Annotated in this window: 22 protein-coding genes and 1 tRNA gene; 12 read left to right on the top strand and 11 right to left on the bottom strand. The window is 60.7% G+C overall.

Going from position 1 to position 26986, the window contains the following annotated elements; all coding sequences use genetic code 11:
• The first annotated feature begins 75 nt into the window (after nucleotides 1-75).
• Together NF685_RS02370 and NF685_RS02365 are read left to right on the top strand one after the other, a co-directional pair.
• Nucleotides 76-3759, top strand: a complete 3684-nt coding sequence (locus NF685_RS02370; RefSeq protein WP_252848430.1) for an L-glutamate gamma-semialdehyde dehydrogenase — start codon at nucleotides 76-78, stop codon at nucleotides 3757-3759.
• A 162-nt stretch (nucleotides 3760-3921) separates the two neighbouring features.
• On the top strand, nucleotides 3922-5883 hold the full coding sequence (locus tag NF685_RS02365; RefSeq protein ID WP_289847331.1) for a M61 family metallopeptidase: 1962 nt from the start codon (nucleotides 3922-3924) through the stop codon (nucleotides 5881-5883).
• Between the two features lie 253 nt (nucleotides 5884-6136).
• Here NF685_RS02365 and NF685_RS02360 read toward each other — a convergent pair whose 3' ends face one another.
• Nucleotides 6137-6481, bottom strand: a complete 345-nt coding sequence (locus NF685_RS02360) for a RidA family protein (protein ID WP_222546683.1) — start codon at nucleotides 6479-6481, stop codon at nucleotides 6137-6139.
• Between NF685_RS02360 and NF685_RS02355 the strand changes: the two genes are divergently transcribed.
• The 5 genes from NF685_RS02355 to ptsP all read left to right on the top strand — a co-directional run bounded on the left by NF685_RS02355 (nucleotide 6470) and on the right by ptsP (nucleotide 10756).
• Nucleotides 6470-7069, top strand: a complete 600-nt coding sequence (locus tag NF685_RS02355) for an HPr kinase/phosphorylase (RefSeq protein WP_252848429.1) — start codon at nucleotides 6470-6472, stop codon at nucleotides 7067-7069. The genes NF685_RS02360 and NF685_RS02355 overlap by 12 nt on opposite strands.
• Nucleotides 7066-8034 carry an RNase adapter RapZ gene (gene rapZ, locus NF685_RS02350; protein ID WP_222546681.1) on the top strand — a complete coding sequence of 323 codons (969 nt, stop codon included), beginning with the start codon at nucleotides 7066-7068 and terminating at the stop codon, nucleotides 8032-8034. Before NF685_RS02355 ends, rapZ begins: the two co-directional genes overlap by 4 nt.
• Before the next feature lie 76 nt (nucleotides 8035-8110).
• Nucleotides 8111-8611 (top strand): PTS sugar transporter subunit IIA, encoded by a 501-nt coding sequence (locus NF685_RS02345; RefSeq protein WP_252848428.1) that lies wholly within the window; start codon nucleotides 8111-8113, stop codon nucleotides 8609-8611.
• Entirely contained in the window at nucleotides 8608-8937 is a 330-nt protein-coding gene (locus NF685_RS02340; protein WP_252848427.1) for an HPr family phosphocarrier protein, read from the top strand. The genes NF685_RS02345 and NF685_RS02340 overlap by 4 nt, the downstream gene beginning before the upstream one ends.
• Nucleotides 8930-10756 (top strand): phosphoenolpyruvate--protein phosphotransferase, encoded by a 1827-nt coding sequence (gene ptsP, locus NF685_RS02335; protein WP_252848426.1) that lies wholly within the window; start codon nucleotides 8930-8932, stop codon nucleotides 10754-10756. The genes NF685_RS02340 and ptsP overlap by 8 nt, the downstream gene beginning before the upstream one ends.
• Before the next feature lie 161 nt (nucleotides 10757-10917).
• Here ptsP and NF685_RS02330 read toward each other — a convergent pair whose 3' ends face one another.
• The gene (locus NF685_RS02330) at nucleotides 10918-11316 is read right to left on the bottom strand and encodes a DUF3597 domain-containing protein (RefSeq protein ID WP_222546678.1); all 399 of its coding nucleotides are present in this window, start codon (nucleotides 11314-11316) and stop codon (nucleotides 10918-10920) included.
• Between the two features lie 256 nt (nucleotides 11317-11572).
• On the opposite strand from NF685_RS02330, the gene NF685_RS02325 reads away from it, so the two are divergent.
• Entirely contained in the window at nucleotides 11573-12475 is a 903-nt protein-coding gene (locus NF685_RS02325; RefSeq protein WP_252848425.1) for a sulfotransferase, read from the top strand.
• 28 nt (nucleotides 12476-12503) lie between these two features.
• Here the strand turns inward: NF685_RS02325 and NF685_RS02320 are convergent, their stop codons facing one another.
• On the bottom strand, nucleotides 12504-13502 hold the full coding sequence (locus NF685_RS02320; protein WP_252848424.1) for a zinc-binding alcohol dehydrogenase family protein: 999 nt from the start codon (nucleotides 13500-13502) through the stop codon (nucleotides 12504-12506).
• 140 nt (nucleotides 13503-13642) lie between these two features.
• The gene (gene rlmB, locus NF685_RS02315; RefSeq protein ID WP_252848423.1) at nucleotides 13643-14479 is read right to left on the bottom strand and encodes a 23S rRNA (guanosine(2251)-2'-O)-methyltransferase RlmB; all 837 of its coding nucleotides are present in this window, start codon (nucleotides 14477-14479) and stop codon (nucleotides 13643-13645) included.
• Nucleotides 14480-14574: 95 nt separating this feature from the next.
• Here rlmB and NF685_RS02310 point away from each other — a divergent pair.
• Both NF685_RS02310 and NF685_RS02305 read left to right on the top strand, forming a co-directional pair.
• A tRNA-Tyr gene (locus NF685_RS02310) sits at nucleotides 14575-14660 on the top strand.
• A 556-nt stretch (nucleotides 14661-15216) separates the two neighbouring features.
• Nucleotides 15217-16389, top strand: coding sequence for a nucleoside hydrolase (locus NF685_RS02305; protein WP_252848422.1), 1173 nt, complete (start codon nucleotides 15217-15219; stop codon nucleotides 16387-16389).
• 485 nt (nucleotides 16390-16874) lie between these two features.
• On the opposite strand, the gene NF685_RS02300 is transcribed toward NF685_RS02305, so the two are convergent.
• Genes NF685_RS02300 through glnK form a run of 3 tightly spaced genes read right to left on the bottom strand, consistent with a single transcriptional unit; the run spans nucleotide 16875 to nucleotide 19086 of the window.
• On the bottom strand, nucleotides 16875-17378 hold the full coding sequence (locus NF685_RS02300) for a hypothetical protein (RefSeq protein WP_252848421.1): 504 nt from the start codon (nucleotides 17376-17378) through the stop codon (nucleotides 16875-16877).
• 32 nt (nucleotides 17379-17410) lie between these two features.
• Nucleotides 17411-18709 carry an ammonium transporter gene (locus tag NF685_RS02295; protein WP_373317831.1) on the bottom strand — a complete coding sequence of 433 codons (1299 nt, stop codon included), beginning with the start codon at nucleotides 18707-18709 and terminating at the stop codon, nucleotides 17411-17413.
• A 38-nt stretch (nucleotides 18710-18747) separates the two neighbouring features.
• A complete protein-coding gene (gene glnK, locus NF685_RS02290) occupies nucleotides 18748-19086 on the bottom strand; it encodes a P-II family nitrogen regulator (protein ID WP_023977809.1) in 339 nt (112 codons plus the stop codon).
• 179 nt (nucleotides 19087-19265) lie between these two features.
• Between glnK and NF685_RS02285 the strand changes: the two genes are divergently transcribed.
• Together NF685_RS02285 and cysE are read left to right on the top strand one after the other, a co-directional pair.
• Nucleotides 19266-20480: a UbiH/UbiF/VisC/COQ6 family ubiquinone biosynthesis hydroxylase gene (locus NF685_RS02285; protein WP_252848420.1), complete on the top strand. Its 1215-nt coding sequence runs from the start codon at nucleotides 19266-19268 to the stop codon at nucleotides 20478-20480.
• On the top strand, nucleotides 20477-21307 hold the full coding sequence (gene cysE / locus NF685_RS02280; protein WP_252848419.1) for a serine O-acetyltransferase: 831 nt from the start codon (nucleotides 20477-20479) through the stop codon (nucleotides 21305-21307). Before NF685_RS02285 ends, cysE begins: the two co-directional genes overlap by 4 nt.
• Nucleotides 21308-21314: 7 nt before the next feature.
• On the opposite strand, the gene NF685_RS02275 is transcribed toward cysE, so the two are convergent.
• From NF685_RS02275 to ribH, 4 genes are all read right to left on the bottom strand, one after another.
• Complete coding sequence (locus tag NF685_RS02275) at nucleotides 21315-22103, bottom strand: TIGR00266 family protein (RefSeq protein ID WP_252848418.1); 789 nt, start codon at nucleotides 22101-22103, stop codon at nucleotides 21315-21317.
• Nucleotides 22104-22211: 108 nt separating this feature from the next.
• The gene (locus NF685_RS02270; protein ID WP_222546669.1) at nucleotides 22212-23666 is read right to left on the bottom strand and encodes a carbohydrate porin; all 1455 of its coding nucleotides are present in this window, start codon (nucleotides 23664-23666) and stop codon (nucleotides 22212-22214) included.
• A gap of 131 nt (nucleotides 23667-23797) precedes the next feature.
• The gene (locus NF685_RS02265; protein ID WP_252848417.1) at nucleotides 23798-26392 is read right to left on the bottom strand and encodes an MMPL family transporter; all 2595 of its coding nucleotides are present in this window, start codon (nucleotides 26390-26392) and stop codon (nucleotides 23798-23800) included.
• A gap of 115 nt (nucleotides 26393-26507) precedes the next feature.
• Nucleotides 26508-26981 (bottom strand): 6,7-dimethyl-8-ribityllumazine synthase, encoded by a 474-nt coding sequence (ribH, locus tag NF685_RS02260; RefSeq protein WP_252848416.1) that lies wholly within the window; start codon nucleotides 26979-26981, stop codon nucleotides 26508-26510.
• Between the last annotated feature and the right edge of the window lie 5 nt (nucleotides 26982-26986).

Here is a 26986-nt window from a genome sequence, read left to right as displayed (position 1 = left end):
TCCCGTCTCAAGGGTTTTCCTGATCCGTGCCCTCGCCTAGTCTGGTGTTTTGGGTCTTTGCGTGACTGAAGCAGCATGACAGTTTTCTCCCGCCTTCTCTCCGGGCTTCCGGCGTCCGAGCCCTCGAGAGAGGCCATCTCCCATGCTGCGCGACGCCCGGAGGCGGAAGCCTTTGCCGGGTTGCTGACTCTTGCAACCCTTGCCGACCCGCTGCCCGAACAGATCGACAGTCACGCACGCAGCCTTGTTACCTACTGGCGCAACCACGCGGGCACGGATGGCATCGACACCATGTTGCAGGCTTTTCCCCTGCATTCGGCAGAAGGCAGGGCACTGCTCTGCCTCGCTGGCTGTCTGCTACGCATTCCCGATGCCGCGACACGCGATACCCTGATACGCGACCAGATCGGCCAGGGGGGCTGGCAGCATCATGGAGGTCATGAGCCGCCGCTGTTTCTCAATGCGGCCAGCTGGGCCATGTCCACCTCATCGCGCTTTCATGCCGTGCCCGGCGGGCTGCGCCGTCTCGCCATGCGCGGTAGCGCACCGTTCATACGTCATGGTGTCGAACGGGCCATGCAGATGATGGGCACACAGTTCGTACCCGCAGAAACGCTGACCCAGGCGCTCAAACGCAGCCGCACGGCAGAACAGGCCGGTTTCAGCCTGGCCTATAGCGCGCTGCACGGCACGGCCCAGACAGCGGAAGAGGCCGAGTGGGCCAGGCAGGACGCGCTGGCGATGGTCGAAACGCTCGCGCGCCACGGGCGCGGTCAGAGTCTTCACGATCGTCCTTCCCTGTCGCTGAAGCTCTCGTCGTTGCACCCACGTTTCGAAGAGACCCAGCGCGAGCGCGTGATGAGCGAGCTGCTACCGTTTCTGACGGCGTTCGCCCTGCGCGCGCGCGCGGCCAATCTCATTGTCCATATCGATGCCGAACAGGGAGAGAAGCTCGATCTCGGGCTCGATCTCTTCGATGCACTCTGTCGCGCACCCGAGCTCGCGGGCTGGAACGGGCTGGGGTTTACCGTTCAGGCCTATGACAAACGCGCCCTGCCCCTGATCGATCACCTGATCGCCATTGCGCGGGAGACCGGTCGGCGCATTGCCCTGCGCCTTGTCAAAGGGCGATATCACACGCATGAGATAAGGCAGAGTCAGGCTGAGTCCTGCGCCGAGTACACCGTATTCACGCGCAAATATCATACCGATGTCAGTTTCATCGCCTGTGCCCGTCAGGCACTTGCATCCGAGGCATGGCTTTACCCGCAATTCGCTACCCATAATGCGCGCAGCATCGCCACGATCCTTGCCATTGCGCCGCCCTGGTCTCCCGGTCGCTACGAATTCGGCTGTCTGTTCGGTACGGGTGAAACGCCTTACGAAGCCGTATTACAGGCGCGCCCATCGGGTGCAGCGGCAAAATCACGCACAAAAAACCATGCTCCGCTTTCGGGAATGGTAGGGGGTGTTCCGGTTCCCCTTCCCGGCGCGGCCTGCCGCCTGCTTGTGCCGGTAGGCCCCGAATCCCGCCTGGGGCCTCTTCTGATCGACAGGCTGATCGAGAACGGTGTTTCCACCTCTTTCGTCAACCAGATCTACGACCGTACCGTTACGCTCGATACGCTCGTATCCGATCCGGTCGCCCTGGCGCGCACCCCTGTGCCTCGCGGGTCTCCAAGCCGCACCATTCCCCTGCCGCCCGATCTTTCCCTGCCCGGGCGACAGACTGCAATCAGACCCGATCTGCATGACAGGCTTTTCATGCAGAGGCTGGCCGAAGACCTGCTTCCTCTCCCGGCGCCGTTCAGGGCCATGCCCCTCGGCCCCGCCATGCCGCGCCCGGAGGGGCGCGCGCGCACGATCGTCAATCCCGCCCTGCACGACGACCATCCCGGCAGCGTTACCTATGCGCGCCCGCGCGACATCGATGCGGCACTGAATACGGCCGAGGGCGAGCAGGAGTGGCGTCGTACCGACCCGCAAACGCGTGCCGCCTGTCTCGACGCCATAGCCGAAGCTCTGGACGCCGACCGGTCGACCCTGCTCGACCTGCTGATACGCGAGGCGGGCAAAACCCTGTCGGGTGCCACAGACGAAATCTGCGAAGCGATCAACGCCCTGCGCTATTACGCCGCGCAGCTTCGCCTGTTCGATGAAACTGGCGGGCACGGTGCCCCGCTGGGCATCGTGCTGTGCATCAGCCCGTGGAATTTCCCGGTCAGCAGCTTTACGGGGCAGGTCGCGGTGGCCCTTGCGGCGGGAAATGCCGTGATTGCAAAACCGGCGGAGGAAACGCCACTGGTGGCGGCGCGTCTCGTCTCGCTGTTCCTCTCGGCCGGGTTGCCCTCACGTGCGCTTCAGCTCCTGCCGGGCGAAGGCAATGTCGGCGCCTCTCTGGTGGCCGATCCCCGCATCGATGGCGTGATATTCACCGGCTCGACCGCCGTTGCCAAGACCATCAGCCGCGAGCTGCTCGGTCGTACGGGGCGAACGGGACAACCGGTTCCGCTCCTGTCCGATACCAGCGGGCAGAATGCGATGATCGTCGATAGCAGCGTCCCGCCCGAGCAGGTCATTCCTGACATTCTCGCCTCGGCCTTCGACAGTGCGGGCCAGCGTAGCGCCTCGCTGCGCGTGCTGCTGTTGCAGGAGGACGGGGCCGAAGACCTGATCGAACGCCTGCGCGCTGCCCTGAACGAACGTCATGTCGGTGCCCCAGACCGTATCGGCACCGATATCGGTCCTCTTATTTCTGCCGGTGCCCGCGTCCGCGTCGAAGAGCATATCGAGCGTATGCGTCGGGCGGGCTATCGCGTCTGGCAGCCCGGTTTGCAGGCCGAGACCCTCAAGGGTCATTTCGTTCCACCGACGCTGATCGAGATCGGTCGCGTGGCCGATATCGGACAGGAGGTTTTCGGGCCCGTTCTGCATATCAGGCGCTACGCCAGACACGAGCTCGACGGTGTGATCGATGCCCTCAATGCAACCGGCTACGCCCTGACCTTCGGCGTGCAGAGCCGCATTCACGATACCATTGCACGCGCCTGCGCACGCAGCCGTGCGGGGAACATCTATGTCAACCGCGCGATCATCGGCGCCGCCATCGGAACGCAGCCTTTTGGCGGCCGTGGGCTGTCGGGTTCCGGCCCGAAGCTCGGCGGCCCTCTGCTTCTGCCACGCCTGATGTATGGAGCGGCCTGCCCGTTCGAAGCCAGCGAAACGGCGCCCGTTCCTCCTGCAGCACGGGCCTTTCTGGCATTTCTCGAGCCGCGCGACCCCCCCTCGGCCAGACGCGTCCGTGCGGCCATAGCGCATCGGCTCTGCGGCCTGACCCTCGATCTGCCCGGCCCGTCTGGAGAAAGCAACCGCTATACGATCCGCCCAAAAGGGGTGATTCTGTGCGCCTGCGAAAGCTGGCCTGCCCTTATTCATGCCGTGGGGCTGGCTTTGGGTGCAGGGAATACAGTGCTCGTTCTGGCTCCCGATCCTGCTGTGGAATGGCTGAGGCAGGTATCGCGACAACTGGCCAATGTGATCACGCGCGTCGATCCGGGCGCCTTGCCGGAATGCGATGCCATGCTGATCCAGCGCGGCGCGGAGAGTGCCGAACAAGCGGCGCTGACAATCACGGCCCGTGAAGGAATGGTCGTGCCGGTTTACGATCTCGATACCGTCAGACCTGAATGGCTGCTGAGCGAAACGGTGATCACGACGAACGAGGCTGTTCTGGGTGGCGATATCGCCTCGGTGAGCTGAGGCACCCGGGGCGATATCGGAAGCAGCAGGTCAGGACAGGGTGCAAGCCCTTAATTCGTATCGTATCCGGAATATCGCCCTGAATATGGGTTGTCAGCCGCGTTCGTTTGCACTTTGGTGATGAACAGACAGGATCGATCTGCATTCCGTGGAGTATCACGCTTGACCATCCGCCTTTTCCGCGCGGGCACGTTTGTTGCTGCCCTCGTTCTCGGTGCACCTCTCGCCCCAGCCTTGGCTGCCCAGCCCCAGCCCGAGGCAGCCCCCCTGCCTTCGCCGCTTCCCCAGCCCAAGGACGTCGCCTTCCCTGGCACGCTCAAGCTGAGCGTCAATGCCACCGATCTCGATCATCATGTCATGACCATGCATGAAACCGTGCCCGTGCCCCAGGCTGCACGCGAGGCGGGTGAGATCGTGCTGCTTTACCCCAAATGGATTCCGGGCGGCCATGCGCCTGAAGGCACGATTACACAGCTGGGCGGACTGGTGGTCAGTGCAGGCGGCAAGACCATTCCATGGCTGCGCGACCCGGTGGATGTGTTCGCCTTCCATGTGCCTGTCACCAAGGATCAGACCCAGCTCGATCTCGATTTCAAGCTGCTGTCGCCTGTGACCGATAATGAAGGGCGCGTGGTCATGACGCCCCATATCGTCAATGTGCAGTGGAACGAGGTCTCGCTCTATCCGGCAGGCTACTACTCGCGCGATATTCCCGTTCAGGCCAGCGTGACACTGCCTCATGGCTGGCAGGCCGCCACAGCACTGCGCACCAACGGCAACAACACGGGCGACACGCTGAATTACGGTGTTGTGTCCTATAATACGCTTGTCGATTCACCGCTCTTCGCCGGGTCCTATTTCCGCAAGGTCGCGCTCAATGCACCGGGCGGCGTGCCGGTCACGCTCAACATGGTTGCCGACAAGCCGGGCGATCTGGCCTATGACGACGCGGAAATCCAGATCCATCGCAATCTCGTCAAACAGGCCACTCTGGTCTTCGCCTCGCAGCATTATGCCCATTATGACTTCCTCATGGCGCTGACGGACGAGCTGGGCGGCATCGGGCTGGAGCATCATCAGTCCAGCGAAGACAGCGTGAGCGAAGACTACTTTACCGACTGGAAGCACTCCTTCCCCCAGCGCGATCTGCTGGCGCATGAATACACCCATTCTTGGAACGGCAAGTATCGCCGTCCGGCCGATCTGTACGGCCCGACCTTCAACTCGCCCCAGCGCGGATCGCTGCTCTGGGTGTATGAGGGACAGACGGAGTTCTGGGGCAATGTCCTCGCCGCCCGTTCAGGACTGGTGACCAAGGATCAGGGCTTCGACAGCCTTGCTCTGATGGCCGCCACCTACGACTCGCAGGCAGGTCGCAGCTGGCGCCCCGTGGCCGATACGACCAACGATCCGATCATTGCCCAGCGTGCGCCGCAGTCCTGGCGCGATTACCAGCGTTCGGAAGATTATTATGTCGAAGGTCAGCTGGTCTGGCTCGATGCCGACATGATGATCCGCAAACTATCGCATGACACGAAGTCGATCGACGATTTTGCCAAGGCCTTCTTCGGCACCAATAATGGTAGCATCGTCGTCAGCCCCTACACGCTCGACGATGTGGTTCTGACGCTGAACAAGGTCGTGCCTTATGACTGGGCCAAGTTCCTTCATGAGCGTATCAGCACAGTGCAGAAGCGCGCACCGCTGGGCGGTCTCGAAGCGGGCGGGTACAAGCTGGTCTATACCGATCAGGAAAATGCCTTCGAGGCGCAGCTGCTCAAGAACCGTCATCGCGTGGGCCTGCGCTTCTCGCTTGGCGTGATCATCAACGCCAAGAACGGCACGCTCGGCACGGTGGCCTGGGACAGCCCGGCCTATAAGGCAGGTCTGGCCATTCATGACGAGATCGTCGCCGTCAATGGCGATACCTTCTCACCCGAAGGGCTGATCGACGCCATCAAGACAGCAAAGACCGACAAGGCGCCCATTACGCTTCTGGTCAAATCGGGCACGCATTTCCGCACGGTCTCCATCCCGTATCATGACGGGCTGCGCTATCCGCATCTGGAACGCCTCGACAACACGCCCGATCGCCTGACGACACTGTATTCGCCCAGAAACTGAACGGGCGTTGACACCGAACCGGGGACGATCGAACCCCGGTTCCAGGGCTATGGGTAACCCTCCACCCCAGCGATACGGAAGATGCGTTCTCCTTCCGTCACAATCGGCTGCCCGGCCATCTCCCGGCGGGTGCGACCGGGGGGGGGGCGACTGGGGGGCAGGTCCCTTGATGGCCCGTCAGGCAGAATCCAGCCGCATGACCGGTCCGGGCTGCTGCCGATATTCGTACCCGGCTTGAGACGGGAGCAATAAATCAGGCAGAGGCGATGAAATTGAATTCCAGCCTCTGCCCAGGCACGTCAAAAGATGGCTTGAGGCGCAGGGTCATGGCAGGTCGTGCGGGGCCCAGAGCCTCCGCGATAATACGCTGACAGGTACTGAACACCGTACTATCGGGAATCATATAGGCCAGATGGGTGATATCCTCAGGCACGAGACCATGGGTTGCAAGAGTTTCCCGGATTTTGGCAAGGGCATTCTGGCACTCCTCGATCAGGCTTTCGGGCGGGGTGCCATCCGGGCCCAACCCTGTCACACCGTAATAGGTCACACTGTCCTGCAGGACAGGCCGGAGAGATGAGGGGGAATGATCGTGCATGCGCTGAGTCATAACGCACAAATATCGGACTGCACATCGCCTTTTGCCGGAGACGGCTCCCTTGCACCCCCGGGATCGGTCCACGCCTCCTGCGCTGCGCTGGAGGGGACGGGCGTTCTGCTGAGCGGTCCTTCCGGCAGTGGCAAATCCTCGCTTCTGCTGCGTCTGATCGATTCCGGCTTCTCTCTTGTCGGAGATGACCGGATCTGCCTGGAAGGGCGCTCTGCCAGCCCCGCCCCCGCTCTCGCCGGGCTGATCGGGATACGCGGGCTGGGCATCGTGCGCATGCCTTATCTGCACAAAACCGTACTCGGCCTTCACGTGCAGCTTGTGCCGGGCTGCGTCCCGCCGAGATTGCCCGAACGCAGTATCGACGAGGCGACGGGCCTGTGGCAGCTCGTTCTGGACGGGTTTCATGCCGATTCCGTGTCGGTCATACGCACGGCATTGCGCTGTTTTCGCGGCGATTTGACCCTGGTATGCGGCCTCAATGGCGGCACGGCGCATTCTCTCCCCTCCCCAGAAACCCGGAACGAGGATAAGCTTTCCTCCGACTTTCCATCGCGGGGCAGGAGAAACGGTTTGTGAGTACGGCGCGACGTATTCTTCTGGTCACGGGGCTGTCAGGGGCCGGGAAATCCTCGATCCTGCGCATACTCGAGGATATCGGTTACGAAGTGACGGATAACCCGCCTCTCACCCTGCTCGATGCGCTTGCCGCCCGGACCGAGCACCCGATTGCCATCGGGATCGATGTCCGCACGAGAGGATTCGAGGCCAGAGCCGTGCTTCTGGCACTGGCACAGCTGCGTACACAGTCCGATCTGCATGTCGAACTGCTCTATGCGACTGCCGAGACCGATATCCTGCTCAGGCGTTTTACGGCGACGAGACGCCGGCATCCGCTCGATAACAGCAGCGGATCAGCCCCCGGACTTGTGGCGAGCATCGAACAGGAAATTGCCCTCCTCGCCCCCCTGCGCGATGCCGCCGATCTGGTGATCGACACGTCAGACCTGCCGCCGCCCGATCTCCGCCGGCTGATCGGGTCGCGCTTCGGTCATCAGAATGACGGCGACTCGATGACGGTCACGCTGCTTTCCTTCGCTTACCCTGCGGGATTGCCGCGTGAGGCCGATCTGGTGTTCGACGCGCGCTTTTTGCGCAATCCGCATTACGACCCCGCACTCAAGACCCTGACCGGTCTCGACCAGGCCGTGCGCGACTATGTGGCAGAGGATCCCGATTACCGGATTTTCTTCACGCGTATCATGGAGTTGCTGGAGCTTGTGCTGCCTCGCTTCGTCAGCGAGGGAAAAAAACATGCGACCGTTGCCATAGGATGCTCCGGCGGGCAGCACCGGTCTGTAACACTTGTTGAAGAGATTGCGGCATCTTTAAGCCAATCCGATGACATTAAACTCTTGTCAGACGTACCAATCGTCGTCATGCATCGGGAACTGGCACGTCAGGGACGCAGCTCATGGCGATGGGCGCGCGCTCCGCAACAGCGTGTCACACCGGATGAACAGATACGGACCGAGCCGTCTTGATAACCGTAACGGATGACCAATATGTCATGAGGTCCACGCGACAATGGCGTTGCAGACCTCTTGAGGGAATGCCCCGATGATCGGGATCGTTCTTGTTACCCATGGCTCTCTGGCCCAGTCTCTTCTCGAAATTGTAACCCATGTGGTGGGACCCCAGCGACAGATCGCTGTGATGGGCATCTCCCCCGATGATGATGTGGTCGCAGCCCGTACGCTGCTCGATGCGGCCATCGCCTCTGTCGATGCTGGCGATGGCGTTCTTCTTCTGACCGACATGTTCGGCAGCACCCCCTCCAATCTGGCCCTTTCCCTTCGTCAGGAAGGGCGTGTCGAGGTTCTGGCTGGCGTGAACGTGCCTATGCTGGTCAAACTGGCCAAGGCGCGCTGCACGCGCAGCCTGGCCGAATGTGCCGAGCTGGCAACCATGGCGGGGCGCAAATACATTGCGGCGGCCTATCAGTTGCCGCCGTCATGTTTGCAAGGCGGCAAAAGCTGTGAAATGGTGGTGACAACCACCATGAGCTATGTTCCTCCCATCTCCCCCCTTCTGACGCCTATGCGTCAGGTCGCCCGATGAATTCCGGTCCCACTGACTCTGGCTCCGGCAGTTCTGGTCTGACTGGTTCCGGCCCGGCGCTGGAACGCGATGTGGCCATTGTGAACCGGCTTGGACTTCATGCCCGGGCCGCAGCCAAATTCGTGACTCTTTCAGAAACGTTCGATGCCACGATCGATGTCAGCCGTCAGGGACAGACCGTCTCTGCCCTGTCGATCATGGGACTGATGATGCTCGGCGCGGGGCGAGGCGAAGTGATCGGGCTCAAGGCAACGGGACCTCAGGCCAACGCGGCTCTGACCGCGCTGATTGCCTTGGTCTCTGACGGCTTTGGCGAACGTGATTAAGAGACTGCGCCGTCCTTCCAGCGAAACAGCCCTCCCCGATCATGACCTGCCGATGGAAATCCTGCAGGGTATCGGCATTTCTCCCGGCGTCGTCATCGCCCGGGCCAGCCTGACCTACGAGCGCCCCCTTCCCCACATAGAGGCATTACCCTCCCAGCTGGGGGTAGAGGCCGAGAGGGCAAGACTGGATCAGGCCATAGCCCTGACCCTCAAGCAGCTCAGAAAGCTCCGCACCAAGCTTGGCTCCCTGCCCGAGGAAGGGCGTATCGAGATCGATGCCCTGCTTTCGGTCTATGAGCGTATGCTCAACCATTCGCGGCTGGTGCGTGCGGCCCATCGTCGTCTCGCTGAAGACGGCCTGACCGCCGAGGCGGCCGTACAGCTGGAAAGCGACGTCCTTGCCGCCATGGCAGGGCCGCAGCCCGACATGCCCGAAGAGGAAGTGGAAAGCGCCCGCCGACGTGAAGGCGAGTTCCGCGAGGTTGCACGACGCCTTCTGCGCAATCTTACGGGCGTATCGTTCAGGGCCTTTTCCGATATTCCGGGCGGATCGATTCTCGTTGCCGAGCAGATACGCCCGGCCGATGCCGCGGTCATCGATCCCAACCGCATCGCTGCCGTCCTCTCCGAGGGCGGTGGCGTAACGGACCATACGGCAATCATGCTGCGTGCGCTCAACGTGCCCGCCATACTGGCCGTACCCGATCTGACCGAACGCATTCACGACGGCGACCTTCTGGTGGTCGATGGGCAGCGTGGATGCATCATTCTTCACCCTGACTCAACCACGCTGGCCGATGCCCGTTCGGCGATGGCCGAAGAGGCGAAAGAGCGCAAGGGTATAGGCCGCCTGAGGCGGTTGCCGAGCCGTCTGGTCAGTGGCGAAGACATCGAATTGCTGGCCAATGTCGAAATTGCCAACGAACTGCCGCTGCTGCATCGCAACGGCGCAGCCGGGATCGGGCTTTTGCGCACCGAGTTCCTGTTCGATGAAAGCGAGCCACTCCCTGACGAAGACGGGCAGTATCAGGCCTATGCCAGTATCGTCAGCAATATGCCCGGTCAGACCACCACGATCAGGGTGCTGGACTGGGGCGGAGAAAAAGGCCTGACGCGCCTGAGGCAGCTCGGAATACAAGGCGAGGAAGACGAGGAAAATCCGGCACTCGGTGTGCGCGGCCTGCGTCTGCTGCTCCGTCATCCCGAGATACTCGAGACGCAACTCTGCGCCATTCTACGCGCGAGCCTCGATGGCAATCTGCGCATCCTGCTGCCTATGGTCAGCTCCGTGAACGAGGTCGTCACCACAAGACAGATTTACGAACGATGTGCCAAAAGGCTGCGTCGACGCGGAATAAAGCTCCCTGCCGATCTTCCACCGCTCGGTGTCATGATCGAAACACCGGCAGCGGCTCTGACCGCGGGCACTCTCCTGCGTCAGGCAGAGTTTCTTGCGCTGGGTACCAACGATCTGACCATGTACACGCTGGCCATGGATCGTTCTGCCGCCATGGGCTCTGATCTCTACACGGCCCTGCATCCCGCCCTTCTTCGTCTGCTCCGGCTTTCGGTCGATGAGGCGTTGCGCGCGCACCGACCGGTTTGCGTGTGCGGTGAAATGGCATCCGACCCGCGTGCCGTCGCTCTCATGATCGGAATGGGGCTGCGTTCTTTCTCGATGTCGGCTGCTCTCCTGCCACCGGTGAAGAGAATGATACGCTCGCTCAGCCTCGACGCCTGCGACACGCTTTATCGTCAGGCCATGCTGATCGAAGACCCGATCGAGCTTTATCAGCTCGTCAGGAATTTCGCAGTCTGAGGTCGGTCCGGACATTCCCGATCCGGCGCGCCAAAGGCACAGGTCCGGGCAAACGGAATACCGTGTAACCTCGTGATGCCGAAGAGACCGGGCATCCACACCAAAAAGGGAGCCGATGGCTCCCTCTTCAGGCTGGATAAATCAGGGACCAGTCGTGTGCGTCAGTGACGCAGCTCCTCGGGAACCTTGCCGCCGTTCTCCGACAGCTTCTGCATGACCTGACGGATCAGCCAGACATTCATGGCTGCCGTATCCTCCGTGCTTTCGGTATAATGCAGTTCCTGTGCAAGATGCTTTCTGGCCTCCAGCGAGCTGTCCATATCGAGCAGCTTCAGCAGATCGACAATCGACGTACGCCAGTTGAGCGTCTGGCCTTTTTCAGCGGCCATACGGGTGAGCACGGCATCGACATCGACAGGGGCGCTCGGCGCAGAGGGTGTGGTCGATGCCGAGGCTGCGGGAGCGCCCGCTGTACCGGCGCTGCTGTTAGCCGCACCGCTGGCCGGAGCGGCCTCTGCATGACCGAAGATCTTGCTCATGATCGTGCTGAAAATACCCATTTCATCTCTCCGTTTCTCGGAACTTCCTGTTATCGACGAACAGGAAATTCCCTTTGTTTCATGCTGTAATGAAATGTGCTTGTTGCCTGAAAACACCACATTCCTTGCAATCATCCTTATCGCTTGAGCGGCAGATTAGTTTTATATTGTTCTGTGCCTTTTCGGACACACCATGAGGATTTGGCGCTCTATTGCGGACGGATCCACCGGGCTCTAGGCGACTGTCCATCAATTGTCTGATGGACGATATTTCCCCATGCCGCATCGACGCGCTGTTCATTTCATATCGGGTCTGCCACGCGCAGGATCGACTCTGCTTTCTGCCCTCCTGACGCAAAATCCTGGCCTCGTCACATCGGGCAGAAGCTCTCCCGTCGCGCCGATGATGCTGCGTATCGCATCGCTGATGGCAGAAGGCGATTATGCCAGCGATTTCGATGCCGCGCGGCGCGACCGTATTCTGCATCTTATACTCGATGGGTATTATGCCGGGCTCGATCCATCCGGCTCCACCCATACTGAAACCTGCGACAAAAGGGCGTGCGAGAGCAGACCCGAAGACCACAGGACCAGGGACAACAGGATCGTGATCGACACCCATCGCGACTGGTGCGCACGCATGGGGCTGATCGACGCCGTCTTTCCGGATGCAAAGGTCATATGCTGTGTGCGCGATCCGGTATGGATACTTGATTCCCTTGAAAGACTGATCGTGCGCGATCCTGTTCTGTCATCGCGCCTCGTCCCGCTTTCCTGCCGCGCCACACAGCATGACAGGATCGAGCATATGCTCTCGCAGGATGGTATTTTCGGCTATGCTTGGCGCGTCTTGAACGAGGCCTTTCACGGCCCCTTTGCGCATCGCCTCGTTCTTGTCGACTACGATTATCTGGCCCGTTATCCGGTTGCCACACTCGACACGCTGACACGGGTGCTGGGCCTGCCGAAACATCCTTATGACCCGCACAGTATAAAAACACCCGATTGCGCAACGTTTGACCGAAATCTGGCCACACCGGGACTTCATCGTCTGCGCCCGAGCGTGGCTCTGGAAGCACGGCGCTCCATTCTGCCACCCGTCATTCGCGACAAGCTGGCGGGAACAGCCTTCTGGCGCCATTCGCAAGCGACAGAGAGCGGCGCCCTCGTCCTGTGTTGAACCTGCTCCATTCTGCCAATACGGAATTTCAGAAAACCAGAACGGTTTTTCCTATGGAACGGCCGCTTTCGCTTTCACGATGGAGCGCACTCACTGTGCTGGCGCTCAGCCCCTGCACCCGATCGTGTTCGGTCGGGACGAGCGTACCGTCCTGAACGAGAGCGGAAACCCGATCGATTATCTCATGCTGCCTGACCTGATCGGGTGTGGCGAAAAGCGAGCGGGTAAACATGAATTCCCAGGAGACCGTAGCGCTCTTGCGTTTGAAGCCGGTGATATCGAATTGTGCCGGATCGTCGATAAGGCTGAGATGCCCCTGAGGTGCGAGGATTTTCTCGTAGAATGGCTGATGGATGTCGCTTGCGGTCAGGGCTGCGATATGGGTCACGTGATCGAAACCGAGCGCGCGTATCTGGCTGGCCATATCGCCCCGATGATCGACGACATGATGGGCGCCCATGGTCTTCACCCATTCCTGCGTCTGCGGGCGTGAAGCCGTGGCAATCACGGTCAACCCGGTCAGCTTGCGGGCAAGCTGGATCAGGATCGAACCGACACCGCCTGCCCCACCGACAACCAGAAGGACACCCTGTGTCCGGGCTGTGATCGCCATGCGATCGAACAGCATTTCCCACGCCGTCACGCTCGTGAGCGGCAGAGAAGCCGCCTGCCCCCAATCGAGCCTGGCCGGCATGACCCCGACAAGTCGCTCATCGACGAGCTGCTTTTCAGCATTGCTCCCCTGACGCATCAACGCTCCGGCATAGAATACATGATCGCCGGGGCGGAAGAACGTCACTTCCGGCCCTGTTGCCTCGACAATCCCCGCGGCATCCCAGCCGAGCACACGCCAGTGCTCACCCTCAAGTGCACCGGCGCGCTGGCGGATTTTCGTATCGACCGGATTGATCGAAACCGCCTTGACGGAGACCAGAAGATCACGCCCCGTCGGCGATGCCGGATCGGGGAGCATGATATCCTGCAAAATGTCGGGCGCGCCCGGTGCCGTATAGCCGACTGCTTTCATGACAGGTCCCTTGCTGCGATGCATGACGAATACAGATGCATGACAAGACATGGGACGCCATCGCAAACGCGACAACAGACAGCGTCTTGCCGCGTACCCTATATACCCTACAGACGCGAAGAGTGGCGCCGAACCCGGATTCAGGCCGGGCGGACCAGTTCGTAAAGGGCGACGGCAGCTGCGTTGGAGACGTTCAGACTTTCCATGTCTCCGGGCATATAGACGCTTGCGATCTCGTCACAGCTTTCGCGCGTAAGACGTCGCAGCCCTGCGCCCTCTGCGCCAAGCACAAGCGCCACGCGACGACCGGTATAGGACGGGCCATTCAGCACGGAGCCACCTGCATCGAGCCCGACAGTCCAAAGTCCTGCATTCTGCAACTGGGCAATGATACGCGACAGATTGACCTCGCGCAGAATGGGCACGGCATCGAGCGCCCCCGATGCCGCCTTTGCCAGAGCACCGCCTTCCTGAGGTGTATTGCGGTCCTGAACCACGAGAGCCGCAGCCCCGAATGCGGCGGCCGAACGCAGGATGGCACCGATATTGCGTGGATCGGTGACCTGATCGAGAATCAGCAATGGGCCTTCGCGCCGATCGAGAACCTCGTCGAGGAAAGGAGGCGTCAGGGGTTCGACACGCAGGCAGATCCCCTGATGCACGGCATCGCGCTCGCACAGGTGATCGAGACGCTGACGCTCGACCACATTGGGTGAAATCCGGGTGGGAACCTGACGGGCTTCGAGTGCAGAAAGCGCCTCACGCGTCGCGAGAAGCTCGTGCACCTGCCGGTCGGCATTGCGCAGAGCGGCCTCGACCGCATGAAGCCCATACATCCAGTAGCCGGACGCTGTGGAGCGCCCTCCACCTGAACGCCCCCCGCCTGAATGCCCTTCGGCGTTACGCTTGCCTAGCGTGCGGCCTTCCTGGGCTGGAGAAGAAGATGAAGCTGAAGAGCGGGAGGGACGTCTGGACATGAGCGCTCTATGAAAGCAACCGGCCTCTCATGCAACAAAAATGAAGAATGCCCGTTGACACCAAACCTGATCCGCCATATTCCCCGTCCCGACCCGGAGAGATGCCCGAGTGGCTAAAGGGGGCGGACTGTAAATCCGCTGGTGTACGCCTACGTTGGTTCGAATCCAACTCTCTCCACCAGGTCACCTTTTCCCGAAAATCCGATCCCGATGCGACCGACGCAGCCAATCGAGGCTCATGCTCTCCCGGCCTTATCGTCACCTTCGTTCCATTATAGCTATCGGCACAAGCCCGCATCTATAGTGCCGCCCCTCCCGATAGGAATGGCCACACAACGATCAGTCGCTCGCATATCCTCATCCAGAGACAGACAATACAGCCAGCCCGGCTTTCCAGTCGGATGCAGGCCTGACGACGCCTGACCGATATCTGTGCAACACGCACGTCATGACCTGAGACCGATCCCGTCTTCATCAGGCCGTCACAGGCTCGAACGCTTTGAAGCGAGAAGCGCCACGTACCGTCAGGGTGCTGTACCCAGCAGTGTGACCTTCTCGCTGTTTTGTCAGCCTCCGCCCTGCTTTGACGGATTGTCGCGTACCATTGGGCGCTTCACACTGGCACCGAAAACCACAAGGGTTTTTCTGCCATTGCACCATGAAGGCGACTGGAGCCCGAACGACTCAGCGCTTCCACCGTGCCCTGTCGAGCCCCAACCCGTGAAAGTCTCCGATCCATGTCCCTTTATGCGTTCTTTCCATCATGCCTGAAACCGGCCAGACGACGTTCCGCCAAATCGATGAGGCTGGCTGCCGTCACGACAGCGCTGTTCGCCTGCACCGCGCTCGCCCATGCGGAGCCACGCAAGGTCATTCTCGATGACGACGGCTTTGCCCTTGCGCAATGGATAGTGATCAAGGCCCCCGATGTGCAGGTTCTCGGTGTCACCACCGTGACAGGCGATGCCTGGGCAAAAGAGGCCACTGCCGATGCCTTGCGTGGCGTCGAGATTGCAGGGCGTCCGGATTTGCCCGTCTATACGGGGGCGACATACCCGCTGGTCAATACGGAAGCCCAGACCGAACGCTGGGAAGCTCTTTATGGCAAGCTGGTATGGAAAGGGGTGTGGATGAAGCACTGGGTGGAGCCAACCCTGCAAAAACTCCCACCTTACCATGGCCCCGATGTCGTGCCCGACCTGCCCCAGGGCAATCCGACGATCAAGGCACAGCATGAACGCGCGGCCGATTTCATGATCGATATGGTGCATCGCTATCCGCATCAGGTCTCGATCATCGCCACAGGCCCGCTGACCAACTTTGCTCTGGCGCAGCGCCTCGACCCCGAATTCGCCTCTCTGGCGAAAGAGCTGGTCTATATGGGCGGCAGCCTGAACCCACGCCAGACACGACCGGATGAAGTAGCGCACCAGTTTGCACGGGAATTTCTCAACACGCCGCGTCGGGAGTTCAACATACGCTTCGACCCCGAAGGGGCCAGCATCGCGCTGCGCGCGCCCTGGGCCAAAATCACCATGATCCCGGTCGACCCCTCCACCGATACCGAACTGACGCCCGAATTGCTGAAACGTCTCTCGCGTTCAGGCACCCCCGTCGCCCGATCGCTGAAAACGCGCGAACCGGGCTTTCCTCTGTGGGATGAGATTGCCGCAGCCGTATGGCTCGATCCGAGCCTCATCACGCAGAAGGCCGATCTCTATGTGGATGTGAACAGCCAGTTCGGGCCATCCTACGGCGATATCATTTCCTGGTCGCCAGGCTATCAGCCCGGACTGGGCGAGGGGAAAACAGTCGTGGTGCAGAAGATAGACATTCCCCGTTTTGAGGATCTGATGGACCGACTCGTGGCAGCCCCCCAGAACCCCCTCAGCGGCAGACCCCTGCCCTGACAATCGCGCTCAAACGATCCTCCGGACCGTATTTCCTTGGTCCGGGGATTTTCTTGCAATGCTGCATATCCTGAAAGCGACGGAACGCGGCTTTGGCTTTTGCCGATACGCTTCACGCACTGAGCTGTTTCGTCACGCATAACGGTACAGGTCAAACGCGTTGCGCATCGGCCAGTACGCCGCAAGTCGCGGGAAAACAGATCTGGCTCCCTATATCCGACCCATCCGGATGCCAGATATCCGACCCATCCGGATGCCAGATAGTTTCCCCTCCCCTCACAGTCCTGATTCCACTCCACGAACACGCAAGCCAATTTCCACGCATGAACGCGCAGTCACTGGCATGCTCTATATATCATGGCCTTACCGCTTCCGGGAAAGCGCGCGATCGCACGCAGATATACCAATACGTATCAGTGCCAATAAACAAGAAAGCCGCCCGATCTTGCGACAGGCGGCCGTAGAGACGTTTTAGGATAAGCTGTTTACTTTAGCTTGGCGTTACACTGGGAGTAATACCCGCCGCCCTTCTGGATCCATTTCAGGTCGCCATTACCACCCGACTGCTGGTTGGCATGATACTGATCGAGACAGGTTTTCATGCGCGCTTTGCCTGGCGAGAGCTTGGCGTAGGCGGTAGAGACGCTCGTAGGGAAGACCACATTACCCGAAGCCGTCGTAGAGGGCTTCGAAGCAATCCCGGCACCGGGCGAAGCAGGGGCTTCGGTCGTCACTTTCCTGTCGGTAGCGGCCTCTTTTTCCTGAGCGGGCATGGCCTGCTGTGCGGTCGTTGTGGAAACATCGCCGCATTGAGCCGCCTTGAATTCCTTGTATTTCTGACCGTTCAGCGTACCCGCCTTTTCGGCAGCCTGAAACTTCGCATGGCATTCCTTGGCCGTCAGGGCCTGAGCGGAAGAACTGGCAAGCGCCACGCCGCCGAGCAGAAGACCGGCCATCCAAGCGCGGCCATGAGAGAGTTTCAGTGCCATGGGTATTTCCCCGTTATGTGGATACCAGCGGATCAGTTGATCCGCTCACCATGAAGAACCATGTCCAGACCTTCGAGTTCCTCGTCGCGCGTCACACGGAGCCCGATCGTAAGATCGATGACCTTCAGGATGATGAAGGTGAAAATCACACACCAGACAATCGTCACGGCAACAGCCTCTGCCTGACGCACGAGCTGGGCGAACGAGCCCACAACACCGGCAGGATTGGCATCGGTTGCCGAAAGCGGACCATAGGCAAACACCCCGGTCAGCAGCGCACCCACAATACCGCCTGTACCATGCACGCCGAACGCATCGAGGCTGTCATCGTAACCGAGGCGGGGCTTGAGAATGGCGGATGCCCAGAAGCAGACCACACCGGCGACAAGACCGATCACCAGCGCACCGCCCGGCAGGACGAAGCCGGCTGCAGGGGTAATGGCAACCAGGCCGGCCACTGCACCCGAGATGATGCCAAGCGCCGTCGGCTTGCGGGAGTGAATCCATTCGGCCGCCATCCAGGCCAGCGCGCCGCCTGCGGTCGCGACCTGCGTGGTCAGCATGGCCATGCCTGCGCGACCGTTCGCACCGCCCGCCGAACCGGCGTTAAAGCCGAACCAGCCCACCCAGAGCAGGCAGGCACCGATAATGGCGTAGGTGAGATTATAGGGCGAGAAATCGTCATGCCCCATGCCGCGACGCTTGCCCAGCACGAGAGCGGCCACAAGACCGGCAACACCGGAATTGATATGCACGACCGTACCACCGGCGAAATCGACCGCGCCGATACCGGCAACCCAGCCAAGCGGGCTCCAGACCCAGTGTGCGACAGGCGCGTAAACAAGAATCGACCAAAACACGGTGAACACGCACAGCGCCGAAAACTTCATGCGCTCGGCAAAGCTGCCTGCAATCAGGGCCGGCGTGATGATCGCGAAGGTCATCTGGAACATGACCCAGACACTTTCGGGAATGGTCATGGCCACAGGGTTGGCCGAATTGGCACCCATGACGAAAGCCTGATCGACGCCCTTGCTGATATGATCGGCGACGCCGTGAAGCATGAAGCGCGACATATCGCCGATCCAGGGCGTTCCTGTACCGAAGGCAAGGCTATAACCGATGACCATCCAGACGACGCTGGCGATACAGCAGATCGTGACCGACTGGATCAGCGTGGCCAGCACGTTTTTCTTGCGGACCATGCCAGCATAGAAAAGCCCGACACCGGGGATGGTCATCAGCAGCACGAGAGCCGTACTGACAAGCATCCAGGCCGTATCGCCGGTATCGATTGCAGCGGGAGCGGCAAAGGCAGGCAGGGGAAGCATGGCGACAGAGAGGGGTGCAAGCGCCTTGAGGATGCGGCTCATATGGCTGTTTCTCCCGTCTCACCGGTTCGAATACGGATAACGCTATCGAGCGGAGAGACAAAAATCTTGCCATCGCCGATCTTGCCGGTACGGGCCGCATTCAGAATCGCGTCGACCACTTCGTCGACGATGTCGTCACTCACCGCGATCTCGATCTTGACCTTCGGCAGGAAGCTGACCTGGTACTCAGCACCCCGGTAGATCTCCGTTTGCCCCTTCTGACGACCGAAACCCTTGATCTCGGTAACCGTTAGGCCCTGCACTCCCAATGGGGTCAGTGCTTCACGCACGTCATCCAGTTTGAACGGCTTGATAATCGCCGTGATGAGCTTCATTACATTCCTCCGCACTGCAAGAGGCCTCTGTTTCTGCAAACAGTCCTGCCAGTTCTCATGAATGCAAATCGTGCCAGTTTCATAACGAGATTGGCAAGAGGCCAGAACAGTGCATTTCCCATTTCCTCCGACTGCATTAAAAAAGCCACGGTCAACAAAGCGTCGGAGAGCTGAACCCCATGCGACAGGTCGATATATGCATCAACGGTGCGGGCCCGGTTGGCGCCACGCTGGCCTGCCGTCTGGCGTCGTCCGGCCTCAGGGTCCTTCTTATCGATCGCGCCCCCCTGCCGGGGATGGAGCATCCTTCGCTCGACGGTCGCGCCTATGCCATCACGGAAGGCTCGCGCCGCATGCTGGCCGATGCAGGAATCTGGCCGCATCTTCCCGCCCCTTCGCAGCCTATACGCAGCATCACGGTCAGCGACGGTCGTCCGGGTGAGCCGGCCTCGTCTCATGGCCTGCGCTTTGGCCCCGAGGATTCCCCCGTCGAGAACGGCGAGGCTCTGCCTTTCGGCTGGATGATCGAAGCGCGCGACCTGCGCGCCGCGCTCAATCATGCCCTGACTGCCCATGAAGGCGCGCTGGAAATCGCCGCGCCCGATACCGGTCGCTTCGTTTTCGAAGCAGATCACGTCCATATCACGCTCGGTTCGGGTGCTGTCTATCGCGCACCGCTCGTCATAGCGGCAGAAGGGCGTCAGAGCCCCCTGCGCCAGCAGGCCGGTATCATGATCACGCGCCTGCCCTACAACCAGTGCGGCCTGATCAGCATCATTCATCACGAGCGCCCCCATGAAGACAGGGCGCTTGAATATTTCTTGCCTCAGGGGCCGTTCGCGCGCCTCCCTCTCCCCCCTTCGGCTGAACATCCGCATCGCTCTGCCATTGTCTGGGCGGAAGCCACCCGACGGGCCGAGCGGTTTTATGCGCTCGACGATACCGCTTTTGCCAATGCCATCATGCAGCGCCTTGGCGACGATGTCGGCAAAGCCGTGCCTGTGGGCCGTCGCTGGATCTATCCGCTTTCCGCACAATATGCGCAGCGTTACACCGCGCCACGCCTGGCGCTGGCCGGCGACTCCGCTCACGGGCTCCATCCCATCGCCGGTCAGGGGCTCAATGTCGGTTTCAAGGACATCATTGCCCTGACAGCTCTTCTCGAAGCACGCTTCGCGACCGGGGGTGATCTCGGTGGGGCCGATCTGCTTGCCCGTTATCAGCGTCAGGTACGCCCCGGCAACATGGCGATGATGGCTGCCTGCGATGGACTCGAGCGCCTGTTCGGCAACGATAATCCACTGCTGCGCTTCGGGCGCGATCTGGGTCTTGGGGCCATGAGCCGCCTGCCTGGCCTGCGTCGTGCCTTCGTGAAAAAGGCCATGGGTTTATGAGCGAAACCCCCGATCTGTCATCTGCCATTCCGCCCCCTCCCGATCTCGGGGTCGTCTGGCAGGAAATGCTCAAGCAGAGCGATGTCTGCTGCGATGTCCTGATTCAGGGTGTCTTTGCCACAGGCATCAGCGATCATCGCAATTTTCAGGGGGCGCTGGCGGCTCTTCTGGGAACGAAGCTGGCCGATCGCGCACTTTCTGCTCCGGTTCTGTCCGCACTCGTCACCTCTGCGCTTGCCGAGCGACCCGAGATTGCCGAGGCCGCCGCAGAGGACATGATCGCCATTTTCGAGCGCGATGCCGCCTGCCCGGATTACGTGACGCCCTTTCTGTTCTTCAAAGGGTATCACGCCATACAGGCCTATCGTATAGCGCACTGGCTCTGGCAGCATGACCGCCAGCATCTGGCACGCCATCTGCAGAGTCTGGTGAGCGAGCGTTTCGGTCTCGATATCCATCCCGCGGCCCGCCTGGGTCGGCGCCTCGTCTTCGATCACGGCGCGGGTATCGTCATCGGCGAAACCTGCATCGTCGAAGACGACGTCTCGCTTCTGCAAGGCGTGACTCTTGGCGGTACAGGCAAGGAAACAGGCGATCGTCACCCCAAGGTCAGGCGGGGCGTGCTTGTGGGGGCCGGAGCGATCGTGCTCGGCAATATCGAACTCGGCGAGGGCGCCAAGATCGGAGCCGGCTCGGTCGTGCTCGAAAGCGTGCCGCCCTATACCACGGTGGTCGGCAATCCGGCCCGCCGCATAGGCACGCGCCACACCAATATGCCTGCACTCGGCATGGACCAGCGTCTGCCCCCGGTCGATTACGTGATCTGAGAGTGTCTCAGTCCAGCACCTTACGCACCAGTGATGTGAGCAGTGTCCCCTCTACCGCGCCCTTTGCCTCCGTTCCGCCCAGATAGGGCGCGATAGCCCCGGCAAGGTTCGACAGGGTCAGCGTCTGTAGCCAGATGCGACCCGGTCCGGTGAGGCGGGCCAGAAACACGCCATCACCCCCGAACAGCTTGTTGCGTATGCCGGGCAGGGTTGTGATATCGAACTGGACGCTTTCCTCGAACATGCCGACATGGCCGGGATGCACGTCGATCTGCTCACCCGGCGCAAGATCATGGGCCACGATCTCGCCCCCCAGTTCGGTCCAGAAGCGACCATAACCGGAGATACGCTGCAAAACGAAACCTTCGCCTCCGAACAACCCGGCACCCAGCTTGCGCTGGAAAGCCATGTCGAGGCGTACGCCTTCGGTCCCGGCGATAAAGCCATGACGATGCACCAGATAGGCACGCGATCCGTCGAGATCGTGCTCGGTAATATGCCCCGGTATCTTGGCAGCGAAAGCCACGATACCTGGCGCACCCTCTGCGCGATACTCGGTCATGAACAGCCCGCCTCCGGCGATCATGCGCGACACCGATCCCAGAAACCCGCTCTGACCTGCTCCGGATGTACTGGTGTGCAACGTGACATGCGGGCTTTTCCAGGACAGCTCTCCCGTTTCTGCCACGAGACGCTCGCCGGGCTGCAAGGCGATGCGAAGTACCGGAAACAGGGACCCGTCGATCTGCGCATCCATGCGCCATCCTCCATGAAACACAGTGAGGAAACATGACATGAAAAAGCAGCCTCATGCATGATCAAAATCATACCGGTTTCGCAGGGCTGCGCGCGCCAACGCGCCATGGCAGCAAGCGTCATCGCAGCATACGACAGTGCCGTATGCCTAGAGAAACTCCACATGGGTCTTGAACCCGAGCAAAGCTGCGTTTTTCAGGTTACCCTGCCCGTTGGGCCTGACGAAAAGCTGAACCATGGGCTGCATGAGAATGCCGCGCCAGGCATGCCAGCCATAATTGGCTTCCATCACGATTGCATGGCGCTGGATGCCCGTCGCCCGATAAGGCAGCACTGCCCCTCTGGCGCGCAGCAGTTCCTCGGTGCGCTGCACGCCTGGTGAGATCGCCGTATAGCTGAAAGCAACCGCGATGGTGTCATCAGGACGGGATGCCCATGTGCCACGGCTGATAAGCCCGCCATAGACCTGCCAGTGACGCAGCGCCACATGCGGATCGTTGTATAGAAATCCCCAGAGTGCTGTCAGACCCGCATCTGCATTCTTGCCTGTGCTGTCCCTGCGATAGGTCCTGAGTTTCTGATCCATGAGCACCCAGACATTATAGCTTGCGCGATGCTGGCGCTGGCTCAGTCCGGTCAGTGCATAGGGCTTGCCGTACTGGTCCTCATGAATATCCGAAAGCGGCGTCGTGGTCAGTGCCGCGCCCACCTTGTAATGACCGGGCAGATAGCCATGCAATCTGGGTTCCCAGCCCAGTTCCAGAGGCAGTCTCACACCGTTGATATAGGCCCCGTTGAACTTGAATCCGCTTCTGTTCATCGCGTAGGAGAACATGCCCTCTTCGGTCATGTAGAGACCGAGCTGGACATAGGAATGGGCCAGCGGTCGCCCTCTGACGCGCAGGCCCCAGTTCCCTGCCGGAAAGGAGGAGGCGTAACCCGTATCGGCCGCAGCACGGGGACGCCCGCAGATGGCGTTGAGCTGGAACGTGCAGAAAAGCGGGCTCGCCACGAAATCGGACAGCTCGGCCATACGTCCGGCAGCGATCGAGAGCTTGCCGCCATAGAGCGTCTCTTCGCCATAGGCCATGACGAGATGTACCACCACATTGCCACCGCCACCGTAGATCTCGGAAGAGTGGTTCAGCCAGTCACCGAACATGCGATTGGCCGGCGTGCCATAACGGCCTGTCACGACCATATGGGTTGCAAAACCCCTGATATGAGCGATGCGCTCCCAGTCCACATTCAGTGAGAGGGCATATTGCCCGGCATTGCTCGACCCCTGGCGATAATTCCCCACATTTTTCGTGGGTGTCGTCACAGCTGCCGCATATTCATTGATGTTGTCTAGAAGAACCCCGATGCCATGACGGCGCAGCCAGTCGGTCAGTCCGAAGGGGTTATAGAAAACAGCTTTGGGCTGCCCGAAATCCGGAACGCTGGTGGGCTGCAATGGCCGGTCGGGAAAGGGATCGTTGATCTGGTAACTCGGTTCCGATCCCGTTTCCTCATCACTGTTATCTGCGGCCCGGCCCGGCGTGGAAACCGACATTCCGACAAGACATGCAACAGCAAGGCTCCAGCGAAGAAACGGGCTCAACACCAAGGACAAGGCTCACGAAAGCGTTAGGATGCCTCCCCCTAACACTCTCTATCAGGCCCTGACCAGTCCGATTTTCCGCATCCCGGAATTGCATCGACAGGCAGGGCACAGGGTCGAGCCCGGCTTCGCTACTCCTTGTCGATGCTGCGTTTGGGCAGCAGGGCCGGAATGAATGTCAGCGTTGCAAGCAGGGTACAGGCGAGCGACATCAGCAGGAGACGCCCCATACTGGCAGTGCCGGGATGCTGGGAGGCGGCAAGCGATCCGAAAGCCGTTCCGGTCGTCAGAGCCGAAAACAGCACGGCACGAGCCGTTGGCGATGTCAGTGGGCTTTTGATGCCCGCACGCCAGTTCATGACGAAATAGATGTTGAACGACACACCGACCCCGAGCAGCAGGGGAAGTGCGATGATATTCGCGAAATTGAGCGTCTCGGGCACCGTCACGATCAGAATAACGGTCAGTAGCGCCGAAAGCAGCAGCGGTGCCAGAACGAGCGCCATGTCCAGCACACGGCGCAGCGCCACGAAAAGGATGATGGCGATCATCACCAGCGCGGAAATCGCGGCAGTCGAGAATGCATGCACCATGGTATGGGCGCTCTCGACCACTTCAAGCGCCGTGCCTGCCGTGTTCTTGTCGACAGAAAGCATGTCGCTCAGGAAGCGATAGAGCACCTTGCTGTCGGACATGCGCCCCTTGGGCAGGATCTTGAGCAGGGCGCGCCCGTCGGGAGCCACATAATCGCGCGCGATATCCTGCGGAATGCTCTCGATGGTCACAGGTGTCGGCTGAAGCACATCCACAAGCTGGGCCAGCTGCTCCGGCAGGAAGCGCGTCAGCGCCGTATTGGCGGCCATGATCTGCGCATCCGGCGCCTTCGACAGAATGGCCAGCGATTTCTGGATGTCGCGCAGCGGAGAGTCCGGTGCAGTCTTGTCGATCACAGCACCCAGCTTGCCCGCAGCAGAGGCAGCGCTTGCACGCAATGCATCGGCATCGGGCGCAGCCTGAACCTCCTGCCCGACCAGCGTCGGCAGAAGGATCGACGCGGTATCCTTGATCATGGCCAGTTTTTCGGACTGGTTCTCAGGCACGAACATGCCAAGCCACATGACGGACGATACGCTGGGCAGTGCCTCGAACTGTTTCACGCGCTGGGCAGCAATGGCCAGATTGGGAACGATCACCTCACCGTCATAAGGCGAGGCACGCGGGTCCTGCTCCAGAAGATGGAGGGCGCGCATCCCTTCGGTATTCGGGTTTTTCGTATGAAGTGGGTCGGCATCGAAGGTGAGACGCGGAATCAGCGCAAGGCCGATCAGGGCCAGAACCGCATAGAACGCCAGAATAGGCTTGCGGAAATGGCGCAGGAAACGATCTGCCGGCGCAAGGCGTGCAAATCCGGGCATGCCGCGGCTCACGCGCGCACGGAACACATGCAGCAGCGCGGGCAGCAGCGTCATGGTGCACAGAAAAGCGATGATCATGCCGATACCGGCAATAAGACCAAGCTGTGCCACCCCCACGAAACTGGTCGGTACGAAGGCAAGGAAACCTGCTGCCGTCGCCAGTGCGGCGACCAGAATCTGATGGCCCGTCTCACGCCCGGTCTCGGCAAGCGCATCGGCTGGGGTCATAGGCTCGCCTGACGGCAGGCGCTGCCCACGAAAACGGACAGAGAACTGGATTGCAAAATCGACGGCAATGCCCACGAACAGCACCGCAAAAGCCACCGAGATCAGATTGAGCTTGCCCACGGCAATGGCGGCAAAGCCGGTGGTCAGCAGCAGACCGATGACCAGCGTAATCAGGATCGGCACGATCACCCGTACGGAACGCACAGCCAGAACCAGCCAGCAGGCCACCAGCACAAGGGACGTCAGCAGGCCGAACCCCATGCCATGCGCAACGGTCGAGAACTCCTCGTCACTCAGCTGCACGGGGCCAGTAATCATCGCAATGGCGTTGCCGCTTTTTACGAAAGGCAGGGAATCGATGGCACGACGCATGGCAGCACTTGCCTCGCCGCCCGGCTGGAGCGAACCGAAATCCTCATGCGGCTGGGTCATGACGTACTGGTAATTGCCCGCCATGTCGCCCAGTGGACCGGCCAGAAGATTCTGCCAGGACAGGTCCTTGGGGTGACCGCTGGCTGCATCGTGCAGCGCCGTGGCAAAGCCCCGCAGCTCGGGCGTGAAGCTGTCCGGAATATCCTCACCCGCAGAAAGACCTTCACCCAGCAGACCGAGAGCCGTGAAGATGCCGCGCGAGGATGGGTCGGCAGAAAGCGTCCCGAGGAAAGGCTGCGCAGCGACAATCGAGTCGAGCAGCGAGCCCAGAACCGGCTTGTCGAGATAGAGCAGCCCGTGATTTTCAAGGAAGGGCGAGTCGTCAGGCAGGCGGACGGTTCGGAAATTCTTGTGGTCGGCACGCAGGATCTTGGCCAGCTCACGCGCCGTAGCGCGCCCCTGCTCGGGCATATCGGCCTTGATGATGGCCACCATCAGGTCGTCATTCTGCGGAAACAGCCTGCTCAGCTCGGCACCACGTTGCTTCCAGGGCAGGTTCGCGGCGAACATCTCGTCGGTATCGGTCGTCACACCCAGACGTTGGGCGGTAACCAGCAGGCTCCCGGCAGTCAGAACCGTAAAGAGGGCGACGATGACAAGGGCACGCCTTGTGCAGAACGAGACGATCGATCCGATGAGATTTGCAAGCATTGACGTGTAATGAACCCTGCCACGGAGAGACGCTTAGGCGTCATGGTCCGGGCAGGTTTAGAGCATTGTTACCCGAATGGGAAACGAGTCACGTCACAGCGTTGTAACAAACGCCTCAGCTACGCGTATTGCGCAGGAAAGCGAGGGTCTCGACACAGGCGGCCGAGGCCTCGCGGCCCTTGTTGTGAACGTCCTTGCGCGAGCGGGCCTGGGCCTGTTCGTCCGTATAGGTGGTGAGCACACCAAAGGAGATGGGCGTCTCGGTAGTCAGCTGGGCCTGCATGATGCCGATCGTCGCGCCGAGGCTGATGAACTCGAAATGCGCCGTATCGCCCTTGATCACGCAGCCAAGGCAGATGACACCCTCATAGGTGCCGGTCTTGGCCAGAGCCTGCGCCATCAGGGGCAGTTCGAACGCACCGGGTGCGTCGAACACATCGACATCGCGAATGCCATGTTCTTCCAGCCATTCGAGCGCACCATCGCGAAGACCATGCGTGACATCCGTATTGAAACGGCTGACCAGCAGAGCGAGCTTGGGCGTAGGGACAAGGGTAAGATCGGGGGCAACGGGGATGGATTTGCTCATGGGGA

The organism is Asaia lannensis NBRC 102526, from assembly GCF_024054035.1.
Taxonomy (GTDB): Bacteria; Pseudomonadota; Alphaproteobacteria; order Acetobacterales; family Acetobacteraceae; genus Asaia; species Asaia lannensis.
This window is presented reverse-complemented; position numbering and strand designations above follow the sequence as displayed.